Source organism: Sphingomonas sp. BL-S-25 (assembly GCF_055521555.1).
On record NZ_CM145486.1, the window covers coordinates 1,684,958 to 1,708,907 of the forward strand.

Annotated in this window: 18 protein-coding genes and 1 pseudogene; 11 read left to right on the top strand and 8 right to left on the bottom strand. The window is 63.2% G+C overall.

From position 1 onward, the window contains the following. Nucleotides 1-25: 25 nt before the first annotated feature. The 4 genes from ACZ1H8_RS08070 to ACZ1H8_RS08085 all read right to left on the bottom strand — a co-directional run bounded on the left by ACZ1H8_RS08070 (nucleotide 26) and on the right by ACZ1H8_RS08085 (nucleotide 5,685). Nucleotides 26-790, bottom strand: coding sequence for an OmpA family protein (locus ACZ1H8_RS08070; RefSeq protein ID WP_465180807.1), 765 nt, complete (start codon nucleotides 788-790; stop codon nucleotides 26-28). Then, the gene (locus ACZ1H8_RS08075) at nucleotides 787-2,295 is read right to left on the bottom strand and encodes a hypothetical protein (RefSeq protein WP_465180808.1); all 1,509 of its coding nucleotides are present in this window, start codon (nucleotides 2,293-2,295) and stop codon (nucleotides 787-789) included. Before ACZ1H8_RS08075 ends, ACZ1H8_RS08070 begins: the two co-directional genes overlap by 4 nt. Before the next feature lie 13 nt (nucleotides 2,296-2,308). Further along, entirely contained in the window at nucleotides 2,309-4,546 is a 2,238-nt protein-coding gene (locus ACZ1H8_RS08080; protein ID WP_465180809.1) for a TonB-dependent receptor, read from the bottom strand. Nucleotides 4,547-4,755: 209 nt separating this feature from the next. Beyond that, a complete protein-coding gene (locus ACZ1H8_RS08085) occupies nucleotides 4,756-5,685 on the bottom strand; it encodes a helix-turn-helix domain-containing protein (protein ID WP_465180810.1) in 930 nt (309 codons plus the stop codon). Between the two features lie 576 nt (nucleotides 5,686-6,261). Here ACZ1H8_RS08085 and ACZ1H8_RS08090 point away from each other — a divergent pair. From ACZ1H8_RS08090 to ACZ1H8_RS08100, 3 genes are all read left to right on the top strand, one after another. Next, nucleotides 6,262-8,250, top strand: coding sequence for an alkyl/aryl-sulfatase (locus ACZ1H8_RS08090; protein WP_465180811.1), 1,989 nt, complete (start codon nucleotides 6,262-6,264; stop codon nucleotides 8,248-8,250). A 70-nt stretch (nucleotides 8,251-8,320) separates the two neighbouring features. Then, the gene (locus ACZ1H8_RS08095) at nucleotides 8,321-9,733 is read left to right on the top strand and encodes a sulfatase-like hydrolase/transferase (protein ID WP_465180812.1); all 1,413 of its coding nucleotides are present in this window, start codon (nucleotides 8,321-8,323) and stop codon (nucleotides 9,731-9,733) included. Between the two features lie 399 nt (nucleotides 9,734-10,132). Further along, on the top strand, nucleotides 10,133-10,468 hold the full coding sequence (locus ACZ1H8_RS08100; protein ID WP_465180813.1) for a hypothetical protein: 336 nt from the start codon (nucleotides 10,133-10,135) through the stop codon (nucleotides 10,466-10,468). Nucleotides 10,469-10,530: 62 nt separating this feature from the next. Here the strand turns inward: ACZ1H8_RS08100 and ACZ1H8_RS08105 are convergent, their stop codons facing one another. After that, nucleotides 10,531-11,205, bottom strand: coding sequence for a DNA -binding domain-containing protein (locus ACZ1H8_RS08105; protein ID WP_465180814.1), 675 nt, complete (start codon nucleotides 11,203-11,205; stop codon nucleotides 10,531-10,533). Further along, a pseudogene (locus ACZ1H8_RS08110) lies at nucleotides 11,171-11,320 on the bottom strand (transcriptional regulator domain-containing protein); the annotation flags it as partial. The pseudogene ACZ1H8_RS08110 and the gene ACZ1H8_RS08105, both read right to left, overlap by 35 nt. 210 nt (nucleotides 11,321-11,530) lie before the next feature. Between ACZ1H8_RS08110 and ACZ1H8_RS08115 the strand changes: the two are divergent. From ACZ1H8_RS08115 to ACZ1H8_RS08140, 6 genes are all read left to right on the top strand, one after another. Further along, nucleotides 11,531-12,274: a LuxR family transcriptional regulator gene (locus ACZ1H8_RS08115; protein WP_465180815.1), complete on the top strand. Its 744-nt coding sequence runs from the start codon at nucleotides 11,531-11,533 to the stop codon at nucleotides 12,272-12,274. Between the two features lie 80 nt (nucleotides 12,275-12,354). Continuing rightward, nucleotides 12,355-12,960, top strand: coding sequence for an acyl-homoserine-lactone synthase (locus ACZ1H8_RS08120; protein ID WP_465180816.1), 606 nt, complete (start codon nucleotides 12,355-12,357; stop codon nucleotides 12,958-12,960). Further along, nucleotides 12,957-13,850, top strand: a complete 894-nt coding sequence (locus tag ACZ1H8_RS08125; RefSeq protein WP_465180817.1) for a phytanoyl-CoA dioxygenase family protein — start codon at nucleotides 12,957-12,959, stop codon at nucleotides 13,848-13,850. Before ACZ1H8_RS08120 ends, ACZ1H8_RS08125 begins: the two co-directional genes overlap by 4 nt. Beyond that, on the top strand, nucleotides 13,847-14,464 hold the full coding sequence (locus tag ACZ1H8_RS08130; protein WP_465180818.1) for a GntR family transcriptional regulator: 618 nt from the start codon (nucleotides 13,847-13,849) through the stop codon (nucleotides 14,462-14,464). The genes ACZ1H8_RS08125 and ACZ1H8_RS08130 overlap by 4 nt, the downstream gene beginning before the upstream one ends. A 143-nt stretch (nucleotides 14,465-14,607) precedes the next feature. Beyond that, the gene (locus tag ACZ1H8_RS08135; protein WP_465180819.1) at nucleotides 14,608-14,802 is read left to right on the top strand and encodes a DUF6961 family protein; all 195 of its coding nucleotides are present in this window, start codon (nucleotides 14,608-14,610) and stop codon (nucleotides 14,800-14,802) included. Beyond that, a complete protein-coding gene (locus tag ACZ1H8_RS08140; protein WP_465180820.1) occupies nucleotides 14,799-16,559 on the top strand; it encodes a methyltransferase domain-containing protein in 1,761 nt (586 codons plus the stop codon). The genes ACZ1H8_RS08135 and ACZ1H8_RS08140 overlap by 4 nt, the downstream gene beginning before the upstream one ends. Before the next feature lie 95 nt (nucleotides 16,560-16,654). On the opposite strand, the gene ACZ1H8_RS08145 is transcribed toward ACZ1H8_RS08140, so the two are convergent. Together ACZ1H8_RS08145 and ACZ1H8_RS08150 are read right to left on the bottom strand one after the other, a co-directional pair. Continuing rightward, the gene (locus ACZ1H8_RS08145) at nucleotides 16,655-17,584 is read right to left on the bottom strand and encodes an HNH endonuclease (RefSeq protein ID WP_465180821.1); all 930 of its coding nucleotides are present in this window, start codon (nucleotides 17,582-17,584) and stop codon (nucleotides 16,655-16,657) included. Then, entirely contained in the window at nucleotides 17,581-18,504 is a 924-nt protein-coding gene (locus tag ACZ1H8_RS08150; protein WP_465180822.1) for an HNH endonuclease, read from the bottom strand. The genes ACZ1H8_RS08145 and ACZ1H8_RS08150 overlap by 4 nt, the downstream gene beginning before the upstream one ends. A gap of 369 nt (nucleotides 18,505-18,873) precedes the next feature. Between ACZ1H8_RS08150 and ACZ1H8_RS08155 the strand changes: the two genes are divergently transcribed. Next, complete coding sequence (locus ACZ1H8_RS08155; protein WP_465180823.1) at nucleotides 18,874-20,127, top strand: metallophosphoesterase family protein; 1,254 nt, start codon at nucleotides 18,874-18,876, stop codon at nucleotides 20,125-20,127. After that, nucleotides 20,127-23,570 carry an ATP-binding protein gene (locus ACZ1H8_RS08160; protein WP_465180824.1) on the top strand — a complete coding sequence of 1,148 codons (3,444 nt, stop codon included), beginning with the start codon at nucleotides 20,127-20,129 and terminating at the stop codon, nucleotides 23,568-23,570. Before ACZ1H8_RS08155 ends, ACZ1H8_RS08160 begins: the two co-directional genes overlap by 1 nt. Nucleotides 23,571-23,950 lie beyond the last annotated feature (380 nt).

Below are 23,950 nucleotides of genomic sequence, written 5' to 3' on the forward strand. Positions count from 1 at the left end.
GTCCGCCGGCCTGCGAGACACGGGGTCAGAGGATGGCGTCGATATCGACCCGCCGCCGTGACGGCTCGACAAGGCCGTCCGCTCCTTCGACCTCTGCGGGTCGGGCGCCCGACCGCCACGATACACGCAGCTTCTGCCTCGGGATGCCCAGTCTGACCAATGCTTCGGCGATCCGCTCTGCCCGTTCGCGCGCGATGCCCGGCCGTTCCGCAATGATGCGCCCGGACACAGGCCTCGGCTGCGTCGCTGCCCATCCGGTCACCTTGATCAGGCGCGGGTTGGCGGCGCGGAGCCAGGTAACCGCCTGATCAAGCAGGTAGTCGTCGAGCTGGTACACCAGAAACGCCTTGTCGAAGTCGTAGACGATCGAAAAGCGCTTGTCGGCGTAGGGCGGTGGGGGCGCCGTTCGCGGTTCCGACAATGGTCGGACAAGTCGACGCGGAGGTCGAAAGGCATTCCCTTCATATCCCTCCGCCGGCAGCATGCGGGGCAAGCATTTCCCCGGCAAGATCGAGGCTCGAACCGGGGTCAGCACTTCGCCCCCGCAATTGCTCGTGGCTTCCGGTGCAACGGTGCCTTCGATCAACACCTCGCGATTCCAGTCCGGCTTCGATGGCGCATTGCTGATGTCGAACCGGCGGCCCGTATCGCGCGCGTCCGCCAGCCAGCAGCCCGACTTCACCCCGGCATCAGTATCGCGATAAATGGGACAGGTGATGAACTGGACCGTTTCGGCTGCCCCCTCCGCGCCGGTGGCGGCGGCGATCATCATGGCAATGAACGTCTTCATAGCGCGCTCATCAGGTTGATGAGGTCCTGCTTGTCCTGGTCACTGAACCCCAGCCGGTATCGGCGATCATAATAATCCATCACCGCCTGCAGGTCTCGGGCGGACCCGTTTGAAAAATACGGCGCCCGGGCTGAGAGGCCGCGAAGCGATTGCAGCGTGATCTTGCCGACGTCCTGGCAGCGGCCGGTGGTCAGCGCAAACCCCGGATCGCTGGTATAGATGACCTTTCCGTAGAACTGGTGGGGTTCCCCCAGGCAGGTGATCCGGAAAAGGGGCAGGTGCGGTGCCGGATCTGCGAAGGGCTGCGTCGTCGTGCCGAGATCGATCTGACCGGGCGCGACGTCGTTTCCCATCTGCATCATGTTGTGGCAGGTAGCGCAGCTGAAACGGGCGGGGTTGCCGAAGCCGATCGGCGCATTCATGCCGGCCGAATCCGATACCAGAAAGGCGCGGTCACGGAAGATACGAGCACCTCGCGCAACCGACTCGCGAAAGGCACGCTGGTTGGCAGGAAGCTTGCCCTTATCAGCTAGCTTTTCCCATGCCGCATATTCGCTCCAGAGCAATTTTCCGTTGCCCAGCGCACCGCCGAGGACGCCCGCTGGAGATGAGGCGAGCTTGGCCGGGCCGCCTTCCGCGCCGCCTTCATCAAGCGCGCCGCCACGCGCGCTGCGTTGCTGGGCGACGAATATCCGGGATTCGAAGTCTGTAATGCGGGCCATGTCCGCCGCGCTCATCTTTTGCAGCAACGCAAGATGCGTCGCGCTGGCTTCGCGCATCTGGGCATTCAGCGTACCCGCCCGTCCGTCCGCCATCAGGTTGCCCGACATTGGCTTACCGGTTTCGGGGTCAAGCGGCAGGGGCATCCCCTGTTTCGGATCGTAGGCGAAGCCGACAGCCAGCAGGTACTTCAGGTTTGCGACGGGCCGCGGCCGGCGATAGACGGAGACATTGCCCTTGGCCGGCCCATAGCCCCGGCTGTTGCAGCCCCAGGGATCTCGGACGACATCGATCCTGAAGTCCGGCTTGATCGCCTTGCCAGCAACGTCGCGCGGCGGCCACGAGCGCTGGATCCGAAACAGGCCGTGATCGATCAGCAGCGAATGAGACGCACGTTCAGACTGCGGAAGGGTCGGACAATTCGAACCGTCGACCGCAGCGAAGAGCGGGTCTTTCCCTCCCGTTCTTTCCCAACGCTCACGTGCCGTCTGGGAGGAAAGGCTCATGCCGTCCGCGGGCTGGTGGCAGGTCACGCATGCACGCCCGTTGGACGCGACAGGCTCGAAGAACGGATGCCCCTTCGTCGCCATCGGGCCGCCAGTCAGCATCACGCGCAACGTGCCCTGATCGTTTGGATAATCGACTTGCTCGGGGAACGTTTGCCCGTCCCCCGGAGTCCACCAGCGATCATAGTTTTCGCCCGCCGCCGTGGATGACACGATGGCACCACCGAGCATGGCGGCTGACAGAAGAAGGTAGCAAATGGTGCTTGCGGCCTTGTCCACGTGAAAGGACTCCTCAACTGCCAATTTGAGCCTTCAGGCGGATACCGAAGGTGCGTGGCGCACCGAACACGACGCCGCCGTCGGCGCTCGAGGCGCTCTGAATCTGCGTTGCGATGTACGTTTCGTTGGTGAGGTTGTTCACGAAAGCCTCGATTGTATAGCCATCGTTTATATCCAGGGTGAGACGCGCATCGAAAAGATCTCGGCCCGGGATGATCGTAGCCCCGCTAGGGAAAGGGGTCCCGTATTGAGTCGTTACGTGGGACCACTGAACCCTCGGCGTGAGCTGGAAGGATCCGAGGTCGACGGCATATTGCACGCCGGCGTTGACCGTCCATTCGGGAGAGAAGGGCAGCACTCGTCCCTGCGGCACGAATTCGTCGGCCGATCCGCCGCAGCTCGCAGGCGTGCCGGCAGGATTGTTGACATTATTGAGGCACACGCCTTGAGCGAACTCAGCGTTCAGATACCCGACACCAATGTTCATGCCCAACCCACCGAACTGGGCAGTCACTTCCAGTTCACCGCCCCACGATTTCCCGCTGGCCGCATTCTGCGTGAGCGGCAGACCCTGAACCAGGCTGGCCAGTTGAATGTCCTTGTAATCGGAAAGGAAAACGTCGCCGTTTACCCGGAGGTGCCGATCGAACAGCTCGGTCTTGAATCCCGCTTCGTAAACGAAATTTCGCTCCGGCAGATAATTGGGGGTGTTCGGGGTCAGATTGACTCCGCCGGCCTTATAGCCCTTCGAGGCGGTCGCATACAGCATCGCACCGTCGCTCAGGTGGTAGTTAACGCCGACCTTTCCAGTCAATTGTGTCGAGTTTGCCGCGCTAGTGAAGGGCAGCGGGACCGCAACAGCGGGCGGGGGCGGGGCGGGAACCGCAATACGGACGTCAATCTGCTCATCCCAAGAGTGTCGCAGACCGGCGATCAGTTCGACGCTGTCGGTCACGAACCAGTTCGCCTGTCCGAAGATGGACTTGGAGTTGTTTCGAACCAGCGTAACGATATCGCTGTTGGAGCTCACGAAATCGGTCGTGTGGCGGTTGTCGCGCAGAAGATCGAGTGAGATCTGCTCGTCAAGCAGGAAGGCCCCGACCACCCAATTGAACGGCCCGTTCCCTGTCGAGATGAGGTTTACTTCCCCGACTAAGGTCCTAAAATCGGTAGAAATTTTGCCGACACGACCGGGAAAAAGGCGTGTATTGGCAACAGTTGTGAGCAGGTTCGCGGGGACCGGTAGCGCGCTGGACGTGCGATCGCCATCGGTTTGATCGCGCGTCTTGCCGTCCTGCCATGAGATAAGGCCTCGAAGCTGCAAGCCGCCCGTAAGATCATATCTAGCTTCAGTGGAAATTCGATACCCGAATTGATCCAGATAAGAGCGAGCGTCCTCCGAGATGACGAAGGGATCGGAAAGCGGGGAGCCCGCCAACGCGAGATCGCCTCGATTCTTTATAGCAATGTTGTCGCTGCGAACGTCGAATACCTCGCCACGAACGTTGACGTTGAGCTTGCCGTCCATGCTGCGTAGCCGCAAATTTGCACGAACAGCGTCCATGTTGAGATTGCCCGGCTGACTGCGCGCATTCGGCGCGATGTTGCGGGTAAAGCTGTCTCGCTCCTCGTGGATATAGGCAACGCGCAACGCTACGTCTTCGCCGCCGAAATTGCCGGCGACGACACTGCGATGACGCCCGTAATTGGCGATCGTCACATCGCCTACGAGGAAAGCAGAATCGAACTTGGGCTCGGGCGAGCGAACATAGATCGCGCCCCCCGTCGAGTTCTGTCCCGAAAGCGTGCCTTGAGGGCCGCGCAATACTTCAATCGTACCGATGTCATAAAAGCTATGACTGATGAACTGCTCATGCGGAATGAGTTGTCCATCGATATAATAAGCGACACCCGGCCCGGAAGTCGGAGCAGACTGCGCAATCCCGACCCCACGAATGTTGATGAACGTCGACCGGTTGACCGTGTTGATCGTTATCGACGGGGCGACCTGCTGGATATCGTTGAGATTGGTGACCCCGCGCTTCTGCAATTCTTCGCCGGTCAGGACGGTCGCAGCGATCGGTACGTCCTGCAGTCTCTGTTGTCGGCGCTCGGCGGTAACGATGATTTCGTTGAGTCCGCCGTCAGTCGTGGTGGCGTCATCACCGGGCGTCGTCTGAGCAAGCGCCGGGGCGGAAACGCTGCTCAACAGCAATATGACTGCGGAACCGCGGAAAGTGGCCGACATCATCTCTCTCCCCAGATATGTGCTTGCTCCCACTTTGCGCATGGGATGCTTCGGAAGCTTCTTTAGCGACGATATCCAAGCGCGCGCGCACGATTACGCGGATTATCAGCACGAACGCGAAAGGCCGACGTGTTGGCGTCGGAGGGCGCTACCCACACCAATCGACTGTAAGATCCGATGGGAGACGAGAGGATTGCATCATCAACAATGTATCAATGATTGATACGAAACTCAGAAGGGCTCTGTCCAAAGCGTTTGCGAAACTGGCGAGCGAAGTAGTTGCTGTCCGAGAATCCACATTGATAAGCGACATCGATGATCTGGCGATCGCGTTCCATAAGCAGAATTTCAGACGCCTGCCGGAGTCGTCTTTCTAAGATATAGCTCAAGGGGGTCGTGCCCTGTGCGGCCAGGACACTTTGCAGAGTTCGCAGCGACACACCAAGCTCGCCAGCCAATGTTGATGGCGAAAGCGCAGTGTCGGTTATACGCCATTCGACCAACTGCTTCATTTTCACTAGAAGCGGATGACAGTCTGGGCGCGTAGTCTGGTTGGATCGCTCCTTCACCGAGAGGGCCAGCAAATCGAGAAGCGTACAAGACAACCCGTCGACCATGGAATTGGCCAGATCCTCCTCGCCCTCCCGCCACATGGACAGGATATACTGGTGAAGTATGCGTACGGCAGCAGCGTCTCTAACAAACTGCACGGCCACGAGCTCATCTAAACCCGGCACCCGCCCTTCGAATTTGTCCTTCTTGAATTCGATCACGAGAAGCTCGTGTTGGCCGTCCATCTCGAAACGGTAGGGCTCATCGCTCGCGCAGACGACCAAATCACCTGAGCGAAGCGACACCTCCCGGCCGCGCTGCCGCAAATACCCGGACCCTTGGTGTACGAGGTGGACGGCGAAGTTCGCCTGGCTCCGGGTGGCTTGGCTATGTTGACGGGTGACGACCGCAGCGGACGATCGCGGCCGTGTCAGCAGAATATCGCCTAAGTCCCACCGAAAAATTTCGGCATCAAAACATGATCTCGCGGGGGCTGCGCTCAAACCGGGATAGGTCTTTTGCAGCAGGTTGTTCCACCACGCTACCTTCCCCTCCTGACTGACCCTTCTGCTCGAGAAATGTTCGTACATCGGTATCTCCGGTCAGCGACGCTAGCGATTACCATAACCGGAATCAACGACCTGCCGCGCTGCAAAGCTCCACTGCCGGCCGAAGTGCTCGTCGTCATGCAAAGCCCGTTTTCAAGGGCAGGCGCAACTAAGTGCCTGCGTGATCGTGCTGAGGATTTTCGCGATCGTTAGGGCAGCGAGCGCCCGTTTGCGACATAGTCCTGGTACACATGAAGAGAATTGCAGCGAGGGGATGATGCGGGCGCTCCAGCCAAGCCGACAACGGCTCGCAAGGTCGCCTATTGCTGCTGGCGCGCTGTCGTCGCTCGGTGCGGATGACGGCAGGCGAGAGGTACGGAACGTGCAATGCACACTGCTTGGGCTTTTGCAAACTCTTTGCAAGGCACAGATGAGGTCGCCCGCAGATCCAAGCCGGCCACGTGTCAGCGGTAACGCTTCCGTCCGTGCCTGGAGCTCGACAAGCGGTCGCGGCGGCCCGGCAACCACCGTTGCGGGCCGCGCAACGACGCCTGCATCCATGTCCAGCGGCTTTCCCGACCGGATTGACGGCCGGGCCAACGCAATGTCGGAGATTGCATGAATAGAAACGTCGCGCGGCGGTCGAAGTGTGTGATCATGGGCCTGAGTGCGACGGGTTCCATGCTGCTTGGTGGTCTTTCGGAGGTGTGGGCGCAAAGCGCCTCTCTCGATGAGAGTGCGTCGCCTGCGACCGCTCGGGTGTTTCGGGAATCGCAGGCCGGTTTCGATTGGTCGGACCAAACGGACTTCAAGAACGCAGAGCGAGGCTTGATCGCCCGCTCTGCGGACAGCCAGATTAAAGATGCCAACGGGCGAGTAGTCTGGACATTTCCCGATTTCGAAGCAATCCGGAACATGCCCGCGCCCGCGACCGTCCACCCGCTGCTGTGGAGGCAGCAGCAGCTGAACTCTGCTAATGGGCTGTTCAAGGTCGTCGACGGCATATACCAACTGCGTGGGTTCGACCTGGCCAACATGACGGTGATCGAAGGGGACAGCGGCATCATTGTCGTGGATCCGCTGATTTCAGTCGAATCGGCCGGTGCCGCGCTGGAACTCTATTACTCTCATCGGCCGCGGCGGCCTGTGGTTGCGGTCATCTATACCCACAATCATGTGGACCATTTCGGCGGCGTCGCGGGGGTGGTTAGTCGCGAGGACGTGGCATCCGGTAAGGTTGCGATCTATGCACCCAAGGGTTTCCTCCAGGAGGCCGTGGGCGAAAACGTTACCGCCGGAACGGCGATGTTGCGGCGGACCATCTATTTCTCGGGCGCCCTTCTCCCGCGCACGCCTTTCGGTACCGTCGGCGCAGGCCTGGGTGCCGGCGTAGCCAATGGCCGCCAATCGTTCATCGCGCCGACGGTCGAAATTTCTGGCGAGGGCGAAAGCCGCTCAATCGATGGCGTGCAGTTCGAATTTCAGCCGGCAGACGATACGGAGGCGCCAGCCGAATTGATTTTCTATCTTCCCAAGTCGGGCGTCCTGAACATGGCGGAAGTGACCGCGAGAACGGTGCATTTCGTTCTCACGCCACGTGGTGCGCCAGTGCGCGATACTGCGAAGTGGTGGAAAACCATCGACAGGACCCTTTTGACCTACGGCAAGACCGTTCAGGTTGTTGTCGGCCAGCATCACTGGCCAACCTGGGGCAACGCCGAAATTCGGACGTTCCTCGAGCAGAGCCGCGATTTCTACAAGCTGGTCCACGATCGATCGTTGAATCTGATCAACAAGGGCAGCACCCTTGAGGAGGTCGGCGAGAATCTTGAAAGAAATCGTGAACTGGCAGTATCCTGGCCGATGCAGGATTATTACGGAACGCTGCGTAGCGCGGGGAAGGGCGTCTATCAGCACTATCTTGGCTGGTATGATGGCAACCCCGCAAATCTGGACAAGCTACCGGCCGCCCAAAGTGCAAATCGCTATGTGGAGTACATGGGCGGTGCCGAAGCCATTATCGGGCGAGCAAAGCGAGATTATTCGGAAGGCCGGTATCGGTGGGTCGCGGAGGTGCTTAACCGCCTCATCATGGCGCAGCCGGAGAACCGTGCGGCGCGCGAACTTCAGGCACGGACACTGACGCAACTCGGATATCAGCAGACATCGGCAACGATGCGAAACATCTATCTCACGGCTGCGCTTGAGTTGCGAAAAGGCGTTGCGCCAATTCCCGTCAACGCCCGAGCCAAAGATTACATAAGCGAGATTTCGCCAGAAATGCTGCTCGATTACTCCGGTGTTGCATTGTCGCCGCAACGCTCGTCAACGGCCGACATCCGCATCAAAATCACTTTTGCCGACGAGGATTTCTACGTGTCGGTCCATGACGGCCTGTTTCGATACAGTAGGTCGCCGGAAAGCAACGTCCAAGCAAACATAACGGTGTCGAACGAGGTGTATGATAAATTAATGCTTGGCACGTTGTCGTTTGCTGATGGGGTGACGACCAATGCGGTCATTGTCAGGGGTGACGCAGGAAAGGCGGCGGAATTTTTCACCTTGTTCGACAAGTTCAGTCCCGAATTTAATATTGTGACACCTTAGTCACATCAGAAACCGGACCGGCCGGGTTTGGCCAAGGTTTGATCACGCGAAAGGACTGAGCGAGATGGCAATGACCGACAATATCCGACGCCGCGCGGTTCTGCTCGGCGCGGCGGCGGCGGGGGCCAGTCTCGCGCTTCCGGCAGTCGCGCGAGCATCTAAACGCGCGCCCAACATCATATTCATTCTCGCCGACGATATGGGATATGCGGATCTCGGTTGCTACGGGTCGCGGCACATTCGGACACCCGTGCTGGACCGACTGGCTTCCCAAGGCGTGCGATTTACTGACAGCTACGCGAACTCGCCGGTATGCTCGCCAACGCGGTTGGCGTTGATGACCGGTCAATATCACCTGCGTTTGCGCAGCGGACTTGTCGAGCCATTCAGCGCAGGACCCTGGGGTGATCAAGCGATCCCGCCGGGACACGTCACCATGGCCAGTGCCCTTCGCCACGCCGGCTATCGCACCGCGCTGGTCGGTAAATGGCATTTGGGCGACACGCCGACCGGGGGGCCGCTGGCGCACGGATACGACGAATTCTTCGGCTTCCTCGGCGGCGGCATCGACTATTTCACGCATGAGTATTTCGGAAAGCCGGCCCTGCGTAGGGGGAACTCCACTGAAAAGCGCGCCGGCTATATGACTACGATCCTCGCCGATGAGGCAATCGATGCTTTGCGACGATTCTCGACACGGGCCCAGCCCTTCCTGCTGAGCCTGCATTTCAACGCACCGCACTGGCCATGGGAGGGACCGGAGGATAGCCAACTCGGCAGGCAAGACATGCATCGCGATGGCGGGTCATTGCAGGTGTACGCGCAGATGACCGAAAGCTTAGACCGCAATATCGGCAGGCTGTTGACCGAAATCGACAATCTCGGACTGGCGGAAGAGACAATCGTCGTCTTCACGAGCGACAATGGCGGCGAACGATTTTCAGACATGTGGCCGTTCAGAGGCAAGAAGGGATCTCTGCTGGAAGGCGGCATCCGCGTTCCGGCGATCATGCGGTATCCTGCCAGGGTCGCTGGCGGTCAGGAAAGTGCGTTTCCCAATCTGACCATGGACTGGATGGCGACTTTCCTCGACGCTGCCGGCATACCCGACAAGCGACGACCGGCGCGGGACGGAGTCTCGCTGCTGCGGGCGCTGGCAGGAAAGGAGGATCGCAATCGCCCGCTATTTTGGCGCTTCCAGGGGCATCGCCAGCGCGCAATGCGCGAGGGCCACTGGAAATATTATCAGCTTGGCGATTTTCCGTTCCTTTTCGACCTTTCCGTGGACACGATGGAACATGCCAACCGCGCTGCGCACGAACCGGAACGCCTGAAACGCATGCGCGCAGCTTGGGAAGCGTGGAACGCCGGAATGGTGAGCGACGATAGTATCAAGGGCTACTGCGAAACGGCTCTAATGACCGGCGATCCAGTTGATACGGGGCCTGATTCGGGTTGCAGGGCGCCCAAAGTGGCAGAATGAAATAGGCCTGCGTGCGCCGCTCGTCAGCGGCCTCTGCAAGCGACGTCGACCCGAAGCAACGATTTCACTCGCCGGCGGGAACGGGGGCGATCAGCGCGATTTATACCAAAACCTGTGAAATCTGACTCACGAGGGGTTTGGGCGGGGTCGCTGCATGACTCACCACGGCAAACTGTTGGGGTTCGCGATGGCGGCATCGATCAGGCTACGGGAGGATTTGAGCGTGCCCGCACATAAGCGCACCTTCCCTCTAGTCGGACTCGATGACACCTTGTCGGACTATTGTTGAGGGATCTCGACCGAGACATTCGCAACAGGCAACCATCATGATGGTGTGATTTTTTGTGATGACAGGGAGAATAATCTCGGTTTATTCATTGCATTGCTATGGTTCGGGAAATGGCAAATCCGATTCGTACTTGGCCCGTCGTGCGGCTCGTTGCATCTTCGGTTACCTTCATCTTAACTATATTTGCTGCACCTGCGAAGGCGCAGACAAGCGGCGAGGTCGGAATAACCGGGCATGTCGCGCCACGCTGCTGGGTCGCAGAAGGCGGTTCCCAATCGGGGATTTCGGCCGAACCGCGTACCTTGTGCAATCATAGCGGCGCGACGATGCGATCGAACCGGCGCACGTTGCAGACCGAAGCCGCGCTCGCCACCGAACCGCGAAATGCAGCAGAAAACCTGTCGGCTTTCGCCGTACAGGAAGTCACCGTCTCGCCCCGTCTCTGAAGACGATCATCGACCGCTCTCACGCACCGCCATCATGACGGCGTCCTGCCGAGCCGTACCACCTAGTTTCGCAGCAGCGCTCGCCAGCCTCCCGCCGCCATTGCCCGAGCCTCGGCTGCGCGACGGCGCACGCGCGACAGGAGAAAGTCGGAACGCCCCCGCCACTCTCTGCGGACACGCTCCTCACCATAGAGCGCGACTGCCATCTCGCGATACGACGCTCCCGCCGCAATCGCATCGCCGACGCGTAATGTCTCCAGGCGCCGCGGCAGCCCGGGCTCGGGCGGATAGAGGCGGCGGGCGAACCGACCGGTGCGCCAGAGGCCCAGCATGCGGCGCAGCGTCAGCACCGGGGCATCGACATGGGTCAGGCCGGAGAGGAGATAGTCGAGGCGGGCCGGGCCTTCCTCTACGAGGGTTCCCTCGACCACGTCGATGCGGATCCGGTGCCAGCCATCGGACAAGGCGACATGCTCGCGGTCGCCCCCGCGCACGATCGTCGCCCAGCGCATCAGCCGGGCCAAGTCGATCGCATCGGGGTCTGCGCCACGCGTCGGCACTGCACGCACCTGCAGGACGAAAGGGTCGAGATCGGCATGCCAGAGCAGCCGGGCCTCGGGTGCGCTCAGGCGTGCGTCCTCGGCGAAAGCACAGCCCGAAAGGCCGGGCGTCCACCTCCGTCTCCAGATGCCGGGCCGCTGCGCCCACGCGGCGCAGCCGGGCGCTCGTCGCGGCATAGCCCGGATCGCGGCGCAGCCACTCCCAGGCGAGACCGGCACGATCGATCCCGGCCAACGCGCGGTACGGCGCGCTGGCCCGCCAGTCGGGCCGGCCGTCAGGCGCCGACCTCATGCACAAGGTGCCGGAGAACCGACCCGCTTGCAGACAGACACCATCGCACCCCGCATGGTGCAGGTTTGCCCGGCCGCCGGATTTCGATTAGGGACAAGGGCTTATCGATCCGACCGCGGCGGCGACGGGAAAGCGACGCAGCGGAGCAGGGCAAGCTCGGTCACGGACGCAGCGGCTTGGGGCGCGTCCCATATCGGTGTGGCACTGCTCATGGTCATCGCGACAGCACAGCAATTCGCAACGGCGGCCGAGGCCGCGGCAAGCGTCGCCGAGCTCACCAGGCTCGTCGATGCGATCACCCGCGAGATGGGGTTTCGCTATTTCGCGCTGACCCATCATGTCGAGACCATGCCCGGCGCCCGGCCGGCGATCCGCCTCCACAATTATCCGGCCGAATGGGAATCCTATTTCGACAGCGAACAACTGGGGCGCTCGGATCCGGTGCACCGGGCGAGCCACCTGCGCGCACTCGGCTTTTCCTGGGCGATGCTCGGCGAGCTCATCGACCTGTCGCGCCGCGATGAAGAGATACTCGCGCGATCGAGGCGCGCGGGCCTCGCCGACGGCTATACGGTGCCAGCGCACATGCCCGGCGAATCCGAGGGATCGTGCTCGTTCGCGACCGCGCATGGGCGAGGCTTCCGATCCGACTGGATCCCGCTCACCCAATATGTCGGGACGGCCGCATTCGAGGCCGCGCGCCGCCTGTCGGGCGTGCGCCGCGCCGCAACCGAGCGACCAAGGCTCAGCGACCGGCAGCGCGACTGCATCTATTGGGCAGCGCGCGGCAAGTCGGACTGGGCAATCTCGCAGATCCTCGGCATCGGACATGATACGGCGGTCCAGCACATGAAGGAGGCCCGGAAGCGCTACGGGGTCTTCAACCGGACCCAGCTGGCGATCCATGCCCTCTATGACGGGGCGCTCACCTTCAGCGATGCGATGACCCGGTAAAACTCCCCATTTCTGGGGAATGGCAAGCGGGGCCGCGCGAGCACAGCATCCGGGCTTTCCACGACCAGGGGAGCCCGGCGATGTTGTTCATGCAAGACGACCAGAGTGCAGCAAGCGACGCGGCGATGCGCGCGATGTTCGAGGCTAGGAAGCGGGTGTTCATCGACCTGCTCGGCTGGGACCTGCCGGTCCTCGCCGGCAGATATGAGGTCGACCGGTATGACGACATCCATGCGCAATACCTGATCCTCACCGACGCAAACCAGAACCACCTCGCCTCGGCGCGATTGCTGCCGACGACCCGGCCGCACATCCTCGGCGACCTGTTCGGCGACCTGTGCGACGCGCCGCCGCCCACCGGCCCGGACACTTTCGAGATCACCCGCTTCTGCCTCGAGCGGACCCTGCGCGCCGATGATCGCCGGCGCTGGCGGGACGCACTCGTCGCGGCACTGGCCCATTATGCACTTGAGCACGGCATCACGACCTATACCGGCGTCGCCGAGCAGGGCTGGCTCGACCAGATCCTCCAATTCGGCTGGCACGCCGAGCCTCTCGGCCGCCCGCGCCGGATCGGCAGCATGATGCTCGCGGCGCTCAGGATCGAGATCACCCCGGACACGCCCGCGCTGCTTGCGGCCAACGGCATCCATGCCGAGGTTGAACCCGAGCGGGAGGCAGCATGATGGCAAGCCAGCCCAGACCCGTCGCACCGACGCCCCACGACGCTACCCAGCAACTGCTCGATCAGGGCTATTGCATCCTGCGCCAGGCCCTCCGTACCAAGACGATCGAGGCGCTCGACCACGACCTCGCACAAGCCTTCGCCGACACGCCCTTCTGCCAGGGTGGCTTCTACGGCGAGCGCACCAAACGCTTCGGACGGCTGCTCGCCTGCAGCACCCACGCCGCCGAGCTCGTCATGCATGCCGAGATCCTCGCCATCGCCGAGCAGGTCCTCAAGCCATGGTGCGACTGCATCCAGCTCAATCTGACCCAGGCGATCGCGCTCCACCCGCAGGCGCTGCCGCAGCTGCCGCACCGCGACCAGGACATGTGGCGCGGACCGACGGGTGCAATCGAATATCTGGTCAATGTGATGTGGCCGTTCACGCCGTACCACGAGGCCAACGGCGCCACGCTGATCTGGCCCGATAGCCATGGCAGCGGCGCCACTGAATTAAGCGCCGAAATCACACCCATCGCGATCGACCTCGAACCCGGCGACGCGCTCCTGTTCCTCGGCTCGACGCTGCACGGTGCCGGCGGCAATCGCAGCACGGCAACCCGCCGCGGCGCGATCGTCAGCTACTGCCTGGGCTGGCTAAAGCCGTACGAGAACCAGTGGCTCGCTTATCCGCCCGAGACGGCTAGGCACTTCGCGCCAGAGCTCGCCGCGCTCGTCGGCTACCGCCAGCACCGGCCCAATCTCGGCAATTACGAGGGCCAATGCCCGTCGGTCCTCCTAGACCGGCAGACCAGCCACCCGCTCGGAGCAATCGATGCGCTCCGGCCGGACCAGCAGGCCATGATCGAGGCGCATGTCGCCAACCAGCGTGCGGAACGCAGGCCATGAGCCCCGGCGCGACGTTTGAGCGTGTCTACAACGAACTGAAGCGCATGCTGGCCGAGGGCGAGCTGCCGCCCGGCACACCGCTCGAGCCGACCCTGCTTGGGGAGCAGCTCGCATCCAGCATCACGCCCATCCGTGACGCGCTGCACCGGCTCACCGGCGAGCGACTGGTCGAAGCGCCAAACCACAATGGCTTCCGCGTGCCGCTCCTGACCGAGGCCGCGCTGCGCGATTTCTATGACTGGAACGGCCAGATCCTCGTGCTCGCGGCGCGCGCGATGCGGCCGGCCACCGGCAAAGGCCCCGGCACGATCGCGCCGACGCAGGACACACCCATCCCCCTGCCCGCCCTCTTCCTCGCGATCGCACGCACTAGCGGCAATGCCGAGCACGTCCGCGCGGTCGAGCAGCTGAACGATCGTCTGGCGCCGATTCGCAAGGTCGAGCCGCAGCTGCTGGACGACATCATCGAGGAGCAGGCGCTTCTGCAGGGCTTTCTCAGCAAGCTTGACCGATCCGCGCTCGCCGCAGCGCTCGATCGCTACCACCGTCGCCGCGTCCGCGCGGTGTCCGGCCTGATCGCCGCGCTCATGGCATCAGCCTCTCTATCCCGGTAGCATGTGCCCACGACACTGGGCGGCGACGCAACGGCTCGACCACTTGCCGCCATCCGCCTCCCTTCGTAGCGTTCGCACAGCGACGCAAAAGGGGCTTCGATGTCGGGAACCAGAATCAAGGCTGACAGCAGGGGCGCGCAGTCGTGACCGAGGATGAGGAGCGCTGGGCGGAGGCGCTCGCGATCGAGAGGATCCATGGGAGCCTGGCGGCGCGATTCGTCGCGGAGCGAATCGGCGCGTTGACCCTGGCCGGTGACGCTGCAGGCGTGACCCGGTGGCAGGAGATCGGGAGGAGGCTGAGCGCGCTCGGCGGGCCGGAAGATCGCATCGCCATATGACCGCCAGCGAGACGGCGATCGGCATTTACGATGCCCAGGCCAGCACGCTCGCCGCACGCTATGACGACCCGGCGCTACTGCGGGTCCACGATCCCATCCTTAACCTGCTGCCCGACAATCCGGTCGACGCACTGGCGCTCGATGTCGGCGCGGGCTCTGGCCGCGATGCCGCGTGGCTCGTCACGCGCGGTTATCAGGTGGTTGCGGTAGAGCCGGCAGCGGGCATGCGCACCGAGGGGCAGCGGCGGCACCCCGATCCGGCAATACGCTGGCTCGACGATCGGCTCCCGAGCCTGGCGAAGGTGCACGGGCTCGGCCTGGCCTACGACCTGATCCAGCTGGCAGCGGTCTGGCAGCATATCGCGCCGGGGGATCGGGCGCGCGCGTTCCGCAAGCTGGTCACTTTGCTCAAGCCGGGCGGGCTGATCATCCTCACGCTTCGCGAAGGGGCTGCCCCCGCGGACCGGCCGATGTTCGAGGTGAGCCTGGGCGAGATCGAGGGACTGGCACGCGTGCACGGCCTCGAACTTCTCCGGGCGGTCCCGAGTGGCGATCGCATAGGCCGCGGCGATGTTCGCTGGACCCATGTCGTATTGCGCATGCCTGACGACGGGAGCGGTGCGCTGCCGCTCATCCGCGGAATCGTGCTCGCCGACGATAAATCGTCGACCTACAAGCTGGCGCTGCTCCGCTCCGTCGCCCGTGTTGCCGACGTCGCCCCCGCAACCGCCAGGCCGAGCCATGACGAGCCGGATACGGTCGAGGTTCCGCTCGGGCTGGTCGCGCTGAACTGGGTCCGAATGTACCTGCCGCTTGTTCGCGCTGGCCTGCCGCAGGCACCGCGCAACAGCGGACCCGAAGGACTTGGCTTCGCCAAGACCGGGTTCCGCGCGCTGCTCGCCGACGGGTTCGCCGCGCTCGACCTGCGACCCGGTGCGAGCTTCGCCGGCGACCGCGCAGCTGCGGTAGCCGCCGCGATCAGTGAGGCTGCAACCACCATCGCCAACATGCCTGCGAACTTTACGCGTTATCCCGGCACCGACCGACGCGTCTTCGGCGCCAGCAAGGCCCGCGCCACTCGGCCGACCGAGACGCTGACACTCGATGTCGAGACGCTCCGCAAATGGGGCAGCCTCTCCGTGCCCGGCCCGGTCTGGCGTACGCTGACCCGGCTCGGCGCCTGGGTTGAGCCGGTGCTGATCGCGGAATGGGCGCGGCTGATGCGCGGCTATGCCGAGCGCATGTCGCGGTCGCTCCCGCCTGGCGCAGCCGAAGCCGCGCTCGCTTGGGAGGAGCCGCTACGCGACACAGTCCTCGGACGCACGGCGGCCGAGCGCCTGCTTGCGCGTCGCCTTCCCGTCAGCTGCGTCTGGTCCGGCCAACACCTCAACCCGGCGCGGCTCGACATCGACCACTGCCTGCCCTGGTCGGCTTGGCCGTGCGGCGATCTTTGGAACCTCATGCCGGCCGACCGGCGGATCAATCAGCATCAGAAGCGCGACCGCCTTCCCAGCCAGTCGGCGATGGCCGGCGCACGCTTACGGGTCACCAGTTGGTGGCAGTCCGCCTGGATTGAAGACGCCGCACTGGGTGCCCGCTTTCTGCGCGAGGCCGATGCCGCGCTCCCGATCGAGCGCGGTGCCAGTCTGGACGACATCTTCACCGCGCTCGAATGGCGACGCCTGCGGCTGCGTCAGGACCAGCAGGTACCGGAATGGAACGGGCCACGTTCGACCACAGCCAGGTTGGATCGATAAGTCGATCTCATATGAAAGAGCATCTGGCCCAGCGAAGCATCAACACCTCTGAAATGGCCAGCGAGGGCCCGGCATGCGCTGACAAGCTCGGCTGATCAATTCGCAGCCTGATAGAGCTCGAAGCGCGCTGCCAGGCGGTCGCGGTCGGGGCGGTCTAAGTCGCGCGCCGGCATCAACAGGCTACGACCCCGCATCGCCTTGATGCCCTGTTCAAGCATAGGACCGTCGTTGAGCACCAAGAGCTGCTCGGAAACATGGATCCGATAGTCCGCATCGACGCCGATGAGATTGGCGTCGAACGCGGCATGATGGACCTTGGAGAGCGGGAGCCCGTTCGCGACAATCGGCTGGCCCAACTGCTCGTCCCGGTCAGCGACAATATGGGCCGCGTCCAGGAGGCGGCGCTCGGGCAGATGGGAGATCGCGCAGCGACCGTCATAGGCGGTCAGAACCGCTTCTCGGAACGTCGCCTGATGCAGGCGCTGGCTCACCAGGCGCAAGGCATAGCGCCGTTCCGGCGCTGCCGGCATTGCAGTCGCCGACGACGCGAGAGGCATCCCGAAGGCAAGCTTGGCGGCGAGGTCCGCTGCAGACCAATGCGCGATGAAGGTGGGGTAGATTGCGGTATAGCGCCCGGGGGCAATGCCGAGGAAATAGATGACCGGGACCTGCGCCTCCATCGCTTCGCGCATCCAGCGATTGTCGGCTGCCTCCGGATCGGTGCCCATGAATGCATAGTCGATCAGTTCTTCACCCGCGTGGATTTGCTCGTGAACCCGCCGCTGATCATCATACCAAATTCGAGCACCGGTGCGCGGGAAGACGGTCCGAATGCTGAGGAGGTAGCGCATGACCTGCGGCTTGAAGATACCGCGCCGCATATTGACCAGGGGGATGCGCTCGCCGCGGAATATAAAGCCCGTGGCGAGATCCTCCGACGAGAGCGGCCGACTTGCCGCAAGTCGCTCTAGATGAGCGATCGCAGTCTGGCGCATGGCCGCATCGAGAGCATCGGTAGAGATCATCCCAAATACCGGTTCTCACGATGCCATGCGAGGGCATCCAGCGCCGGCGGTGCATAGCCAGGGCGCGGCGGCCGAACGCTCGTGCCGTGCAAATCATAATAATGGCGACCATTGTCGAAGTCCGCCTTGAGCCGGTGGCTGACCTCGAACCGATGATCGTCGGACACGGTGACATAACCCAGATCGAACAGCCGGTGAATGTCTGTGCGCAGGAGCAGACCATTGGCCGGATCGTGGGCGCCGCCTTCGCCATAGCCGCGAATGTGGGCCGCATCCAGGATCGGCAAGGTCTTCTCGCCCGATACGGCACAGCGCCGCTCATACGCATCGGTTACCGCCAACCTAAATGCACCCTGACCCAGGCGCGGGCGGACCATTTGAGGTGCGCCATATCGCCCCGCAGGCTCCTGAAAGGAGGGAGGAGCCAACAAGGTCGATCGCGCCACGACGGCATCCCAGAGGTACCGCCCTTCCGCCTGGTCGGCGCTATATCGCTTGCCGGTGACGATGTTGCGAGCAAAGCTCTGAGGTACAGGCAACCAGTTTTCGCGCGGCCAGAAAAAGGGCTGGGTCAGGATCCGGCACCCGATCAGCGGATCAACGCGGGGATCGAGCAGCGCTTCGTCACGACGATATCGCGCAATCCGACGCCGCATCTCAACGAGCGACGGCACCCCGTTCTTGATCCCGAACGCCTCCCAAGCCAGCGACAGCGGCACGTTCGAAGCATGGCTGAATACGCCGCCGCCGACGATATAATCGTTGGGCGCATGAAGCTTGAAGAGAAAGAGTTCGCCGACGGAGATCGCGCGGAAGTTTCGCGAGCCACTAGGCTGCCAGAAGTTGACCTCTTCAGGCTGCTCCTGGGACAGCAGATCGAACCAGCTGCGGTCCGTAATGCCGACGAACAGATTGACCACAGGCGACGGTATGACTGAGAGGCGGTTTATAGCAAGCCTTGACGACTGGAACGGGGCCGTAAGCTACCCGGCAGGTTCTAAGCTGAGATTGCGTAATAGCAGACTTTCGCTGGAGTTCTGCCCGGAGCTGCGGTCATGGGTATCTTGCGGAGTCAGTAGGTCGGACGGCGGACTGCAAATTAGCCATTGGCCAGCTATTCGAGCTCTTGCTAACGAAAAGTCGTTAGTCGTAGCGGTCTGGCGAAGCGGCTGACCCTATTCCGGAGCCTCGGCACGCTCGCTATGTTGCCTCGGATTGTTGAATGTCAGCCAAGCATGGGGCACCGTGGCGTTCGTTCGTCAGAGAAATGACGAACCGGGGGGAGGTAAATGGGCAGCTTCCGATTTCTGCATGCGGCGGACGTGCACTTGGACAGTCCGCTTCACGGCCTCGCGCGCTACGAGGGCATTCCGCTTGAAGACGTCCGCGGTGCGACCCGTGCGGCCTTCGACAACCTGGTCGACCTAGCGCTCCGAGAACATGTCGACTTCCTGGTTATCGCCGGAGACCTATACGACGGCGACTGGAAGCACATGGGGACCGGTCTCTACTTCGCCCACGCCATGGGCCGCCTGAATCGAGGAGGCATCCCGGTCTTTCTGCTCGCGGGCAATCACGACGCGGCCTCGGTGATAACCCGCCAGATACCGTGGCCCGCCAACGTGCGGCTTTTCAGCAGTCGTCAGCCTCAGACCCACCTGCTGGAAGATCTCGGCGTCGCGGTGCATGGCCAGAGCTTCGCCACGCCAGCGGTCACGGACAACCTCGTTGAGAAATACCCCGACGCGATCCCGCACGCCTTCAACGTCGGCCTGCTCCACACCGCTCTTTCCGGAGCTCCTGGGCACGCGCCCTACGCCCCATGCGACGTTCCCGACCTGAGGGCGAAGGGCTACGACTATTGGGCCCTAGGACACGTCCACGCCCAGGAGATCGTCTCCACCGAACCGCACATCGTGTACTCTGGCAACCTTCAAGGACGGAACATCCGCGAGACTGGTCCGAAGGGCGCGGTGCTCGTGGAGGTGGCCGACAGGCAGGTGACCTCCGTTACGCCCGTCGAGCTGGACGTGCTTCGCTGGAGCAGGATCGAGGTGGACTGCACAGATGCCCGGATGGACGGCGTTACCGACCTGATCCGTTCCGCTCTGGGGTCCGCCTTGCCAACCGAAGGCGCAGGTCGACCGCTGATCGTCCGTGTTTCGCTTCACGGATCCTCGGAGATCGCGGGCACGCTGAAGGACCGCGCTGCAGAACTCCGCGACGAGGTTTGCGCGATCGCCACCTCCATCTCGCCCGATCTCTGGATTGAGAAGGTGGTCAGCAAGGTAACCTCGCCGCCTGCCGCCCAAGGCCCGGAAGCTGGTCTCGACTTCGCCGAGATCATCGACGAAGCGCATTCCGATCCCGAACTCATGGCGGAGCTGAGCGGGGAGCTCGAACCGTTCCTCGTCTCGGCCAGGTCCTCGCTCGGAGCGCCCGAGGTGGACGAACTGCGAGCGCTTGCCGAAGCCGGCAGCTGGGGCCGCATCCTCGAAGTGAGCGCGACCGCACTGCGGGCTCGCCTGGTAGTAGACGCCTGATGCGGTTCGCCAAGCTCAGTCTGGAGAAGTATGGTCACTTCGAGGATCGCGTCCTCGAGTTCCGATCGGGCGCCTCCGACCTCCACCTCATCTATGGCGCGAACGAGGCCGGCAAGAGCACGTCGATGGCCGCCGTGACGGATCTTCTGTTCGGCATTCCTATCCGGTCGCCCTACAACTTCCGCTTCGACTATCCCCTGCTTCGCATAGGCGCCCTTTTAGAGGAGGATGACCGACAGATCGCCGTCCGCAGACGGAAGGGCGGCAGCGGGACGCTGGTCGACGTCGACGACAAGCCGATGGATGAGGCGCCGCTCGTCGGCATGCTGCGCGGTCAGACGCGGGAAACGTTCGGCCGGTCCTTCAGCCTTGATCAGAGCGCACTGCGCGAAGGCGGCGAAGCGATGGTGAAGGCGAAGGACGACGCGGGTCAGGCGCTCTTCGCCGCGGGGTCAAACCTGACGGCCGTCGCATCGGTGCTGGCCAAGCTCGAGGACGATGCTGACGGCATCTGGGGCAAGCGTGCCAAGGCCAGCCGCACCTACACCGCCGCCGAGCGCAACTTAGAAGCCAGTCTCCGCACGGTTCGAGACGCGAGCCTCAAGCCGAAGGCGTGGTCGGATGCGCGCGCAGCCTCGGAAGAAGCTAACGCGGCACTGAATAAGCTCGAGGGTGAGCGGCTGGCACTGAAGCAGGAGCTGCGCTCGCTCGATCGTCTCCGAGGTGTCGCCAGTCTGGTAGAAGCCCGCGCCCGGACGCACCAGGGGCTTGGCGAACTCGGGGACGTCATCGTCGTCGGCGAGCAGATCGAGTCGCAAGCACGGGAGTGCCTTGACGCACTCGAACGGGCGGAACGCGATCGCAAAACAGCGAAGCGGCTCCTATCAGAGGCCGAAGGGCGACTGGGCACCGTCGATCTCGACGACGCGGTGCTCGACGTCTCGGAACAGATCGAAAGGCTTCTCGAACGGCGCGGAGCCGAGACCAAGGCCGCCGAAGATTTGCCGAGACTCGCCGCGAAGCGTGAGCAGCTAGAACTTCAGGTAAGCAATCTTCAAAGGGAATTCGGATCCGCGATTGCGGTCGTGCCAACACGCACTCAGGTGGCCGAGCTCCGGCAGGTCCTCAGTGGCATCATTTCCGCGCGCTCAGCTGCCAACGAGGCGGAATCGGAGCTTGGGGACGTACGCTCAAGGCTCGCGCGCCTTGAGCAAAGGCTCGCCGAGCTGCCCGTGGACGCGGCCCTGCCCAGGCTCGTCTCCGCTGTCGATGCGGCCCGGCAGCTTGGCGCCGACTTCGACGAGCGCTGCGACGCGGCAACCGAAACCTTGAACCGGACCGTTGCCCGGCGGGACGCGCTGCTTGCCCAACTCAAGCCTTGGAGCGGTTCGGCCGGCGAACTGCTCATGCTACCTTCGCTATCGGACGCGGAACTGCAGCAGGCGCGGGATCGCCTCGCGGACCTGGAGACCGAGCTGAAGAAGGCGTCCACCACTGCCACACGGCTTCAGGACGAGGCCGAGACCCTCTCGCTGCAGATCGAGCGCGGAAGCGTTTCGGAGGGAGCGGTGACGATGGAGGCGCTCGCAGCCGCCAGGCAGGTCCGGGACGCGGATTGGAATTTCATCCGGGAGGGACTGACGGCCGGAACCGTCATTGAGGACGGTCAACGGAGAGCAGCCGCATACGGCGATCTCGTTGAGAAGGCGGACGCGCTGGCCGATAGGCGCTACTCGTCGGCCGAGGCATCCGGCCGCCTCGCGGAGATGGTCGACCTGCGCAATCGGCTTCTCTTGGAGTCAGAACAAACCGCCCGCGCCGTGACCGCGGCTGAGGCAGCTCTGAGCGACTTTAGACGCGAGTGGGACGACCGTCTCGCGCGGGCGGGACTTCCACTTCTTACACCGCTCGCTCTGGCCGCGTGGCAAGCGGCTCGCACCGAAGCGATCGAGGCATTCGAAGCTGCAGCCCGCGTCGAAGACGAACTCGCGCGTGCTCATTCTCGCCGGCGGGTCGCGTTGGCGGCGCTATGTCGGGCTCTGGGTATCGAAGCTCCGACGAATCCGATGATCGTGCCGATCCTCACCGCAGCGGAAGTCGCGCGGACGACACGCGAGGAGCAGGCGCTCGCAAGAAGGGAACTCGAACAGGAAATCGCGAGGCTTGTCGACGAAGCGGACTCCCTGACCAGGTCGATGGCCTCCCGCGAGGGGGACGAGCAAAGGGGCCTTGGGGCGTGGCAGGCCGTGTCGGAGCGCGCCGGGGTCGATCTGCCGGTGGAAGGTGCCGATGTGCGCTTCGACATCATCGACGAGCTTCGCAGCGCCTCCGAGGAGCTGGCCACCCTTCAAACTCGCGTCGCCGGCATCGAGCGCGACGCGAACGGCTTCAAGTCCGCCGTGGCGGAACTTGCTGCCAAGCTCGACTGCGCCCCAGGCGGCAGCGACCCGCTCAACGTCCTGAAAAGTCGTCTTGCGAACGCCCGGACCTCCGAGGCGCAGGCCCGAGAGCTCAAGGCCGAGGTGTCGCGTCGATCGGCCGAAGAGGGCGAGGCTGACGCAAAGTCAGAAGCGGCCAGAACCGGCCTCGCGGATGTCATGAAACAACTCGCGCTTGAGGACACCGACCTCCTCCCGGATCGCCTTGACGCGTCGTCGCAGGTGCGCGTTTTGCGTGCCAAGGTTCGTGAACTCGAGACGGAGATCGTTGCGAAGGGTGACGGATACGAACTTGAACAGCTGCTCGAAGCGCTCGCTGAGACCACGCCCGACGAGATCGCATCGCGTAGGGAGCAGATCATCAGGGAGGCCGACGCGCTTGATGACACGATCTCGGATGCAGCCAGAACCTACGGCGACGCGCGCCGCAGGTTCGAGGACCTCGACGTCGACGGCCACTCAGCCGCAGACGCGCAGGCGGACGCCGAGGCGGCGCGTGCAGAAATGGCGGTGCAGGCGGAGGCCTATCTGATGAAGCGCACCCAGGCGGTCATGCTGCGGTGGGCGATCGAAAAGTACCGCAAGAGGCACCAAGATCCGCTGCTCGCCCGTGCGAGCACGATCTTCGAGACGCTGACGCTGGGCCGCTACAAAGGCCTAGATGCCGAAATGCAGGACTCGACGCCCAGACTGATCGGCCTCTGCGAAGACGGCAAGACGGTTGTGGAAGTGGGACAGATGAGCGAAGGAACTATTGATCAGTTGTTCTTGGCGCTGCGCATCGCGGCGCTTGAACAGTCTGTGAGCGCTGGCGTGCGGCTTCCCTTCCTCGCCGACGACCTCTTCGTGAACTTCGACGACGATCGCTCGCGCGCCGGATTTCGCGTGCTCGCGGAGCTGTCGCGATCAACTCAGGTCCTGTTCTTCACGCACCACGAGCACTTGGCGGCAATCGCCAAGGAGGTGCTTGGCAAGGAGGGATGTTCGGAAATCAGGCTCGCCTAGAGCAGCGTCGCGCCGACCGGATTCTCGAGGGCGGAACGCGCCGCGGACCTCACCTTTCGCCGCTTACCAAGCTCTATCGTGAAGTCGTCGAGTACCTTCAGATCGGCTTCCATCTCGTCAGGAGACGGCTGCGGTTAGATCCTTGGCCATGCCCCCTCCCCTGTCATGCCAGACTGATCGGGTCTCGTCATGGACGCAAGCGGGGTTTCACCGTTGCGGCGGGAAGCGCTCTCGCGTTCAGCGAAGCGCGGCACATCTCTTGAACGGCAGCTTACAGGAGCGCTTCGCGTCCTCCGGAGCGACCGCCTATGGGGCGCGTTGCCGACGGGCAGCTTATGGCACAGCAGACTGACTGCTTGTGAGCCGCAAGGCGCCATTCG

Excerpts from the sequence above, each read along its gene's own strand:
- ACZ1H8_RS08090 (WP_465180811.1), top strand. The coding sequence starts at position 6,262 with ATGAATAGAAACGTCGCGCGGCGGTCGAAGTGTGTGATCATGGGCCTG.
- ACZ1H8_RS08145 (WP_465180821.1), bottom strand. The coding sequence starts at position 17,584 with ATGATCTCTACCGATGCTCTCGATGCGGCCATGCGCCAGACTGCGATC.
- ACZ1H8_RS08115 (WP_465180815.1), top strand. The coding sequence starts at position 11,531 with ATGGTCATCGCGACAGCACAGCAATTCGCAACGGCGGCCGAGGCCGCG.
- ACZ1H8_RS08125 (WP_465180817.1), top strand. The coding sequence starts at position 12,957 with ATGATGGCAAGCCAGCCCAGACCCGTCGCACCGACGCCCCACGACGCT.
- ACZ1H8_RS08160 (WP_465180824.1), top strand. The coding sequence starts at position 20,127 with ATGCGGTTCGCCAAGCTCAGTCTGGAGAAGTATGGTCACTTCGAGGAT.
- ACZ1H8_RS08105 (WP_465180814.1), bottom strand. The coding sequence starts at position 11,205 with ATGCCGCGACGAGCGCCCGGCTGCGCCGCGTGGGCGCAGCGGCCCGGC.
- ACZ1H8_RS08120 (WP_465180816.1), top strand. The coding sequence starts at position 12,355 with ATGTTGTTCATGCAAGACGACCAGAGTGCAGCAAGCGACGCGGCGATG.
- ACZ1H8_RS08155 (WP_465180823.1), top strand. The coding sequence starts at position 18,874 with ATGGGCAGCTTCCGATTTCTGCATGCGGCGGACGTGCACTTGGACAGT.
- ACZ1H8_RS08095 (WP_465180812.1), top strand. The coding sequence starts at position 8,321 with ATGACCGACAATATCCGACGCCGCGCGGTTCTGCTCGGCGCGGCGGCG.
- ACZ1H8_RS08130 (WP_465180818.1), top strand. The coding sequence starts at position 13,847 with ATGAGCCCCGGCGCGACGTTTGAGCGTGTCTACAACGAACTGAAGCGC.
- ACZ1H8_RS08070 (WP_465180807.1), bottom strand. The coding sequence starts at position 790 with ATGAAGACGTTCATTGCCATGATGATCGCCGCCGCCACCGGCGCGGAG.
- ACZ1H8_RS08100 (WP_465180813.1), top strand. The coding sequence starts at position 10,133 with ATGGCAAATCCGATTCGTACTTGGCCCGTCGTGCGGCTCGTTGCATCT.
- ACZ1H8_RS08085 (WP_465180810.1), bottom strand. The coding sequence starts at position 5,685 with ATGTACGAACATTTCTCGAGCAGAAGGGTCAGTCAGGAGGGGAAGGTA.
- ACZ1H8_RS08080 (WP_465180809.1), bottom strand. The coding sequence starts at position 4,546 with ATGATGTCGGCCACTTTCCGCGGTTCCGCAGTCATATTGCTGTTGAGC.
- ACZ1H8_RS08140 (WP_465180820.1), top strand. The coding sequence starts at position 14,799 with ATGACCGCCAGCGAGACGGCGATCGGCATTTACGATGCCCAGGCCAGC.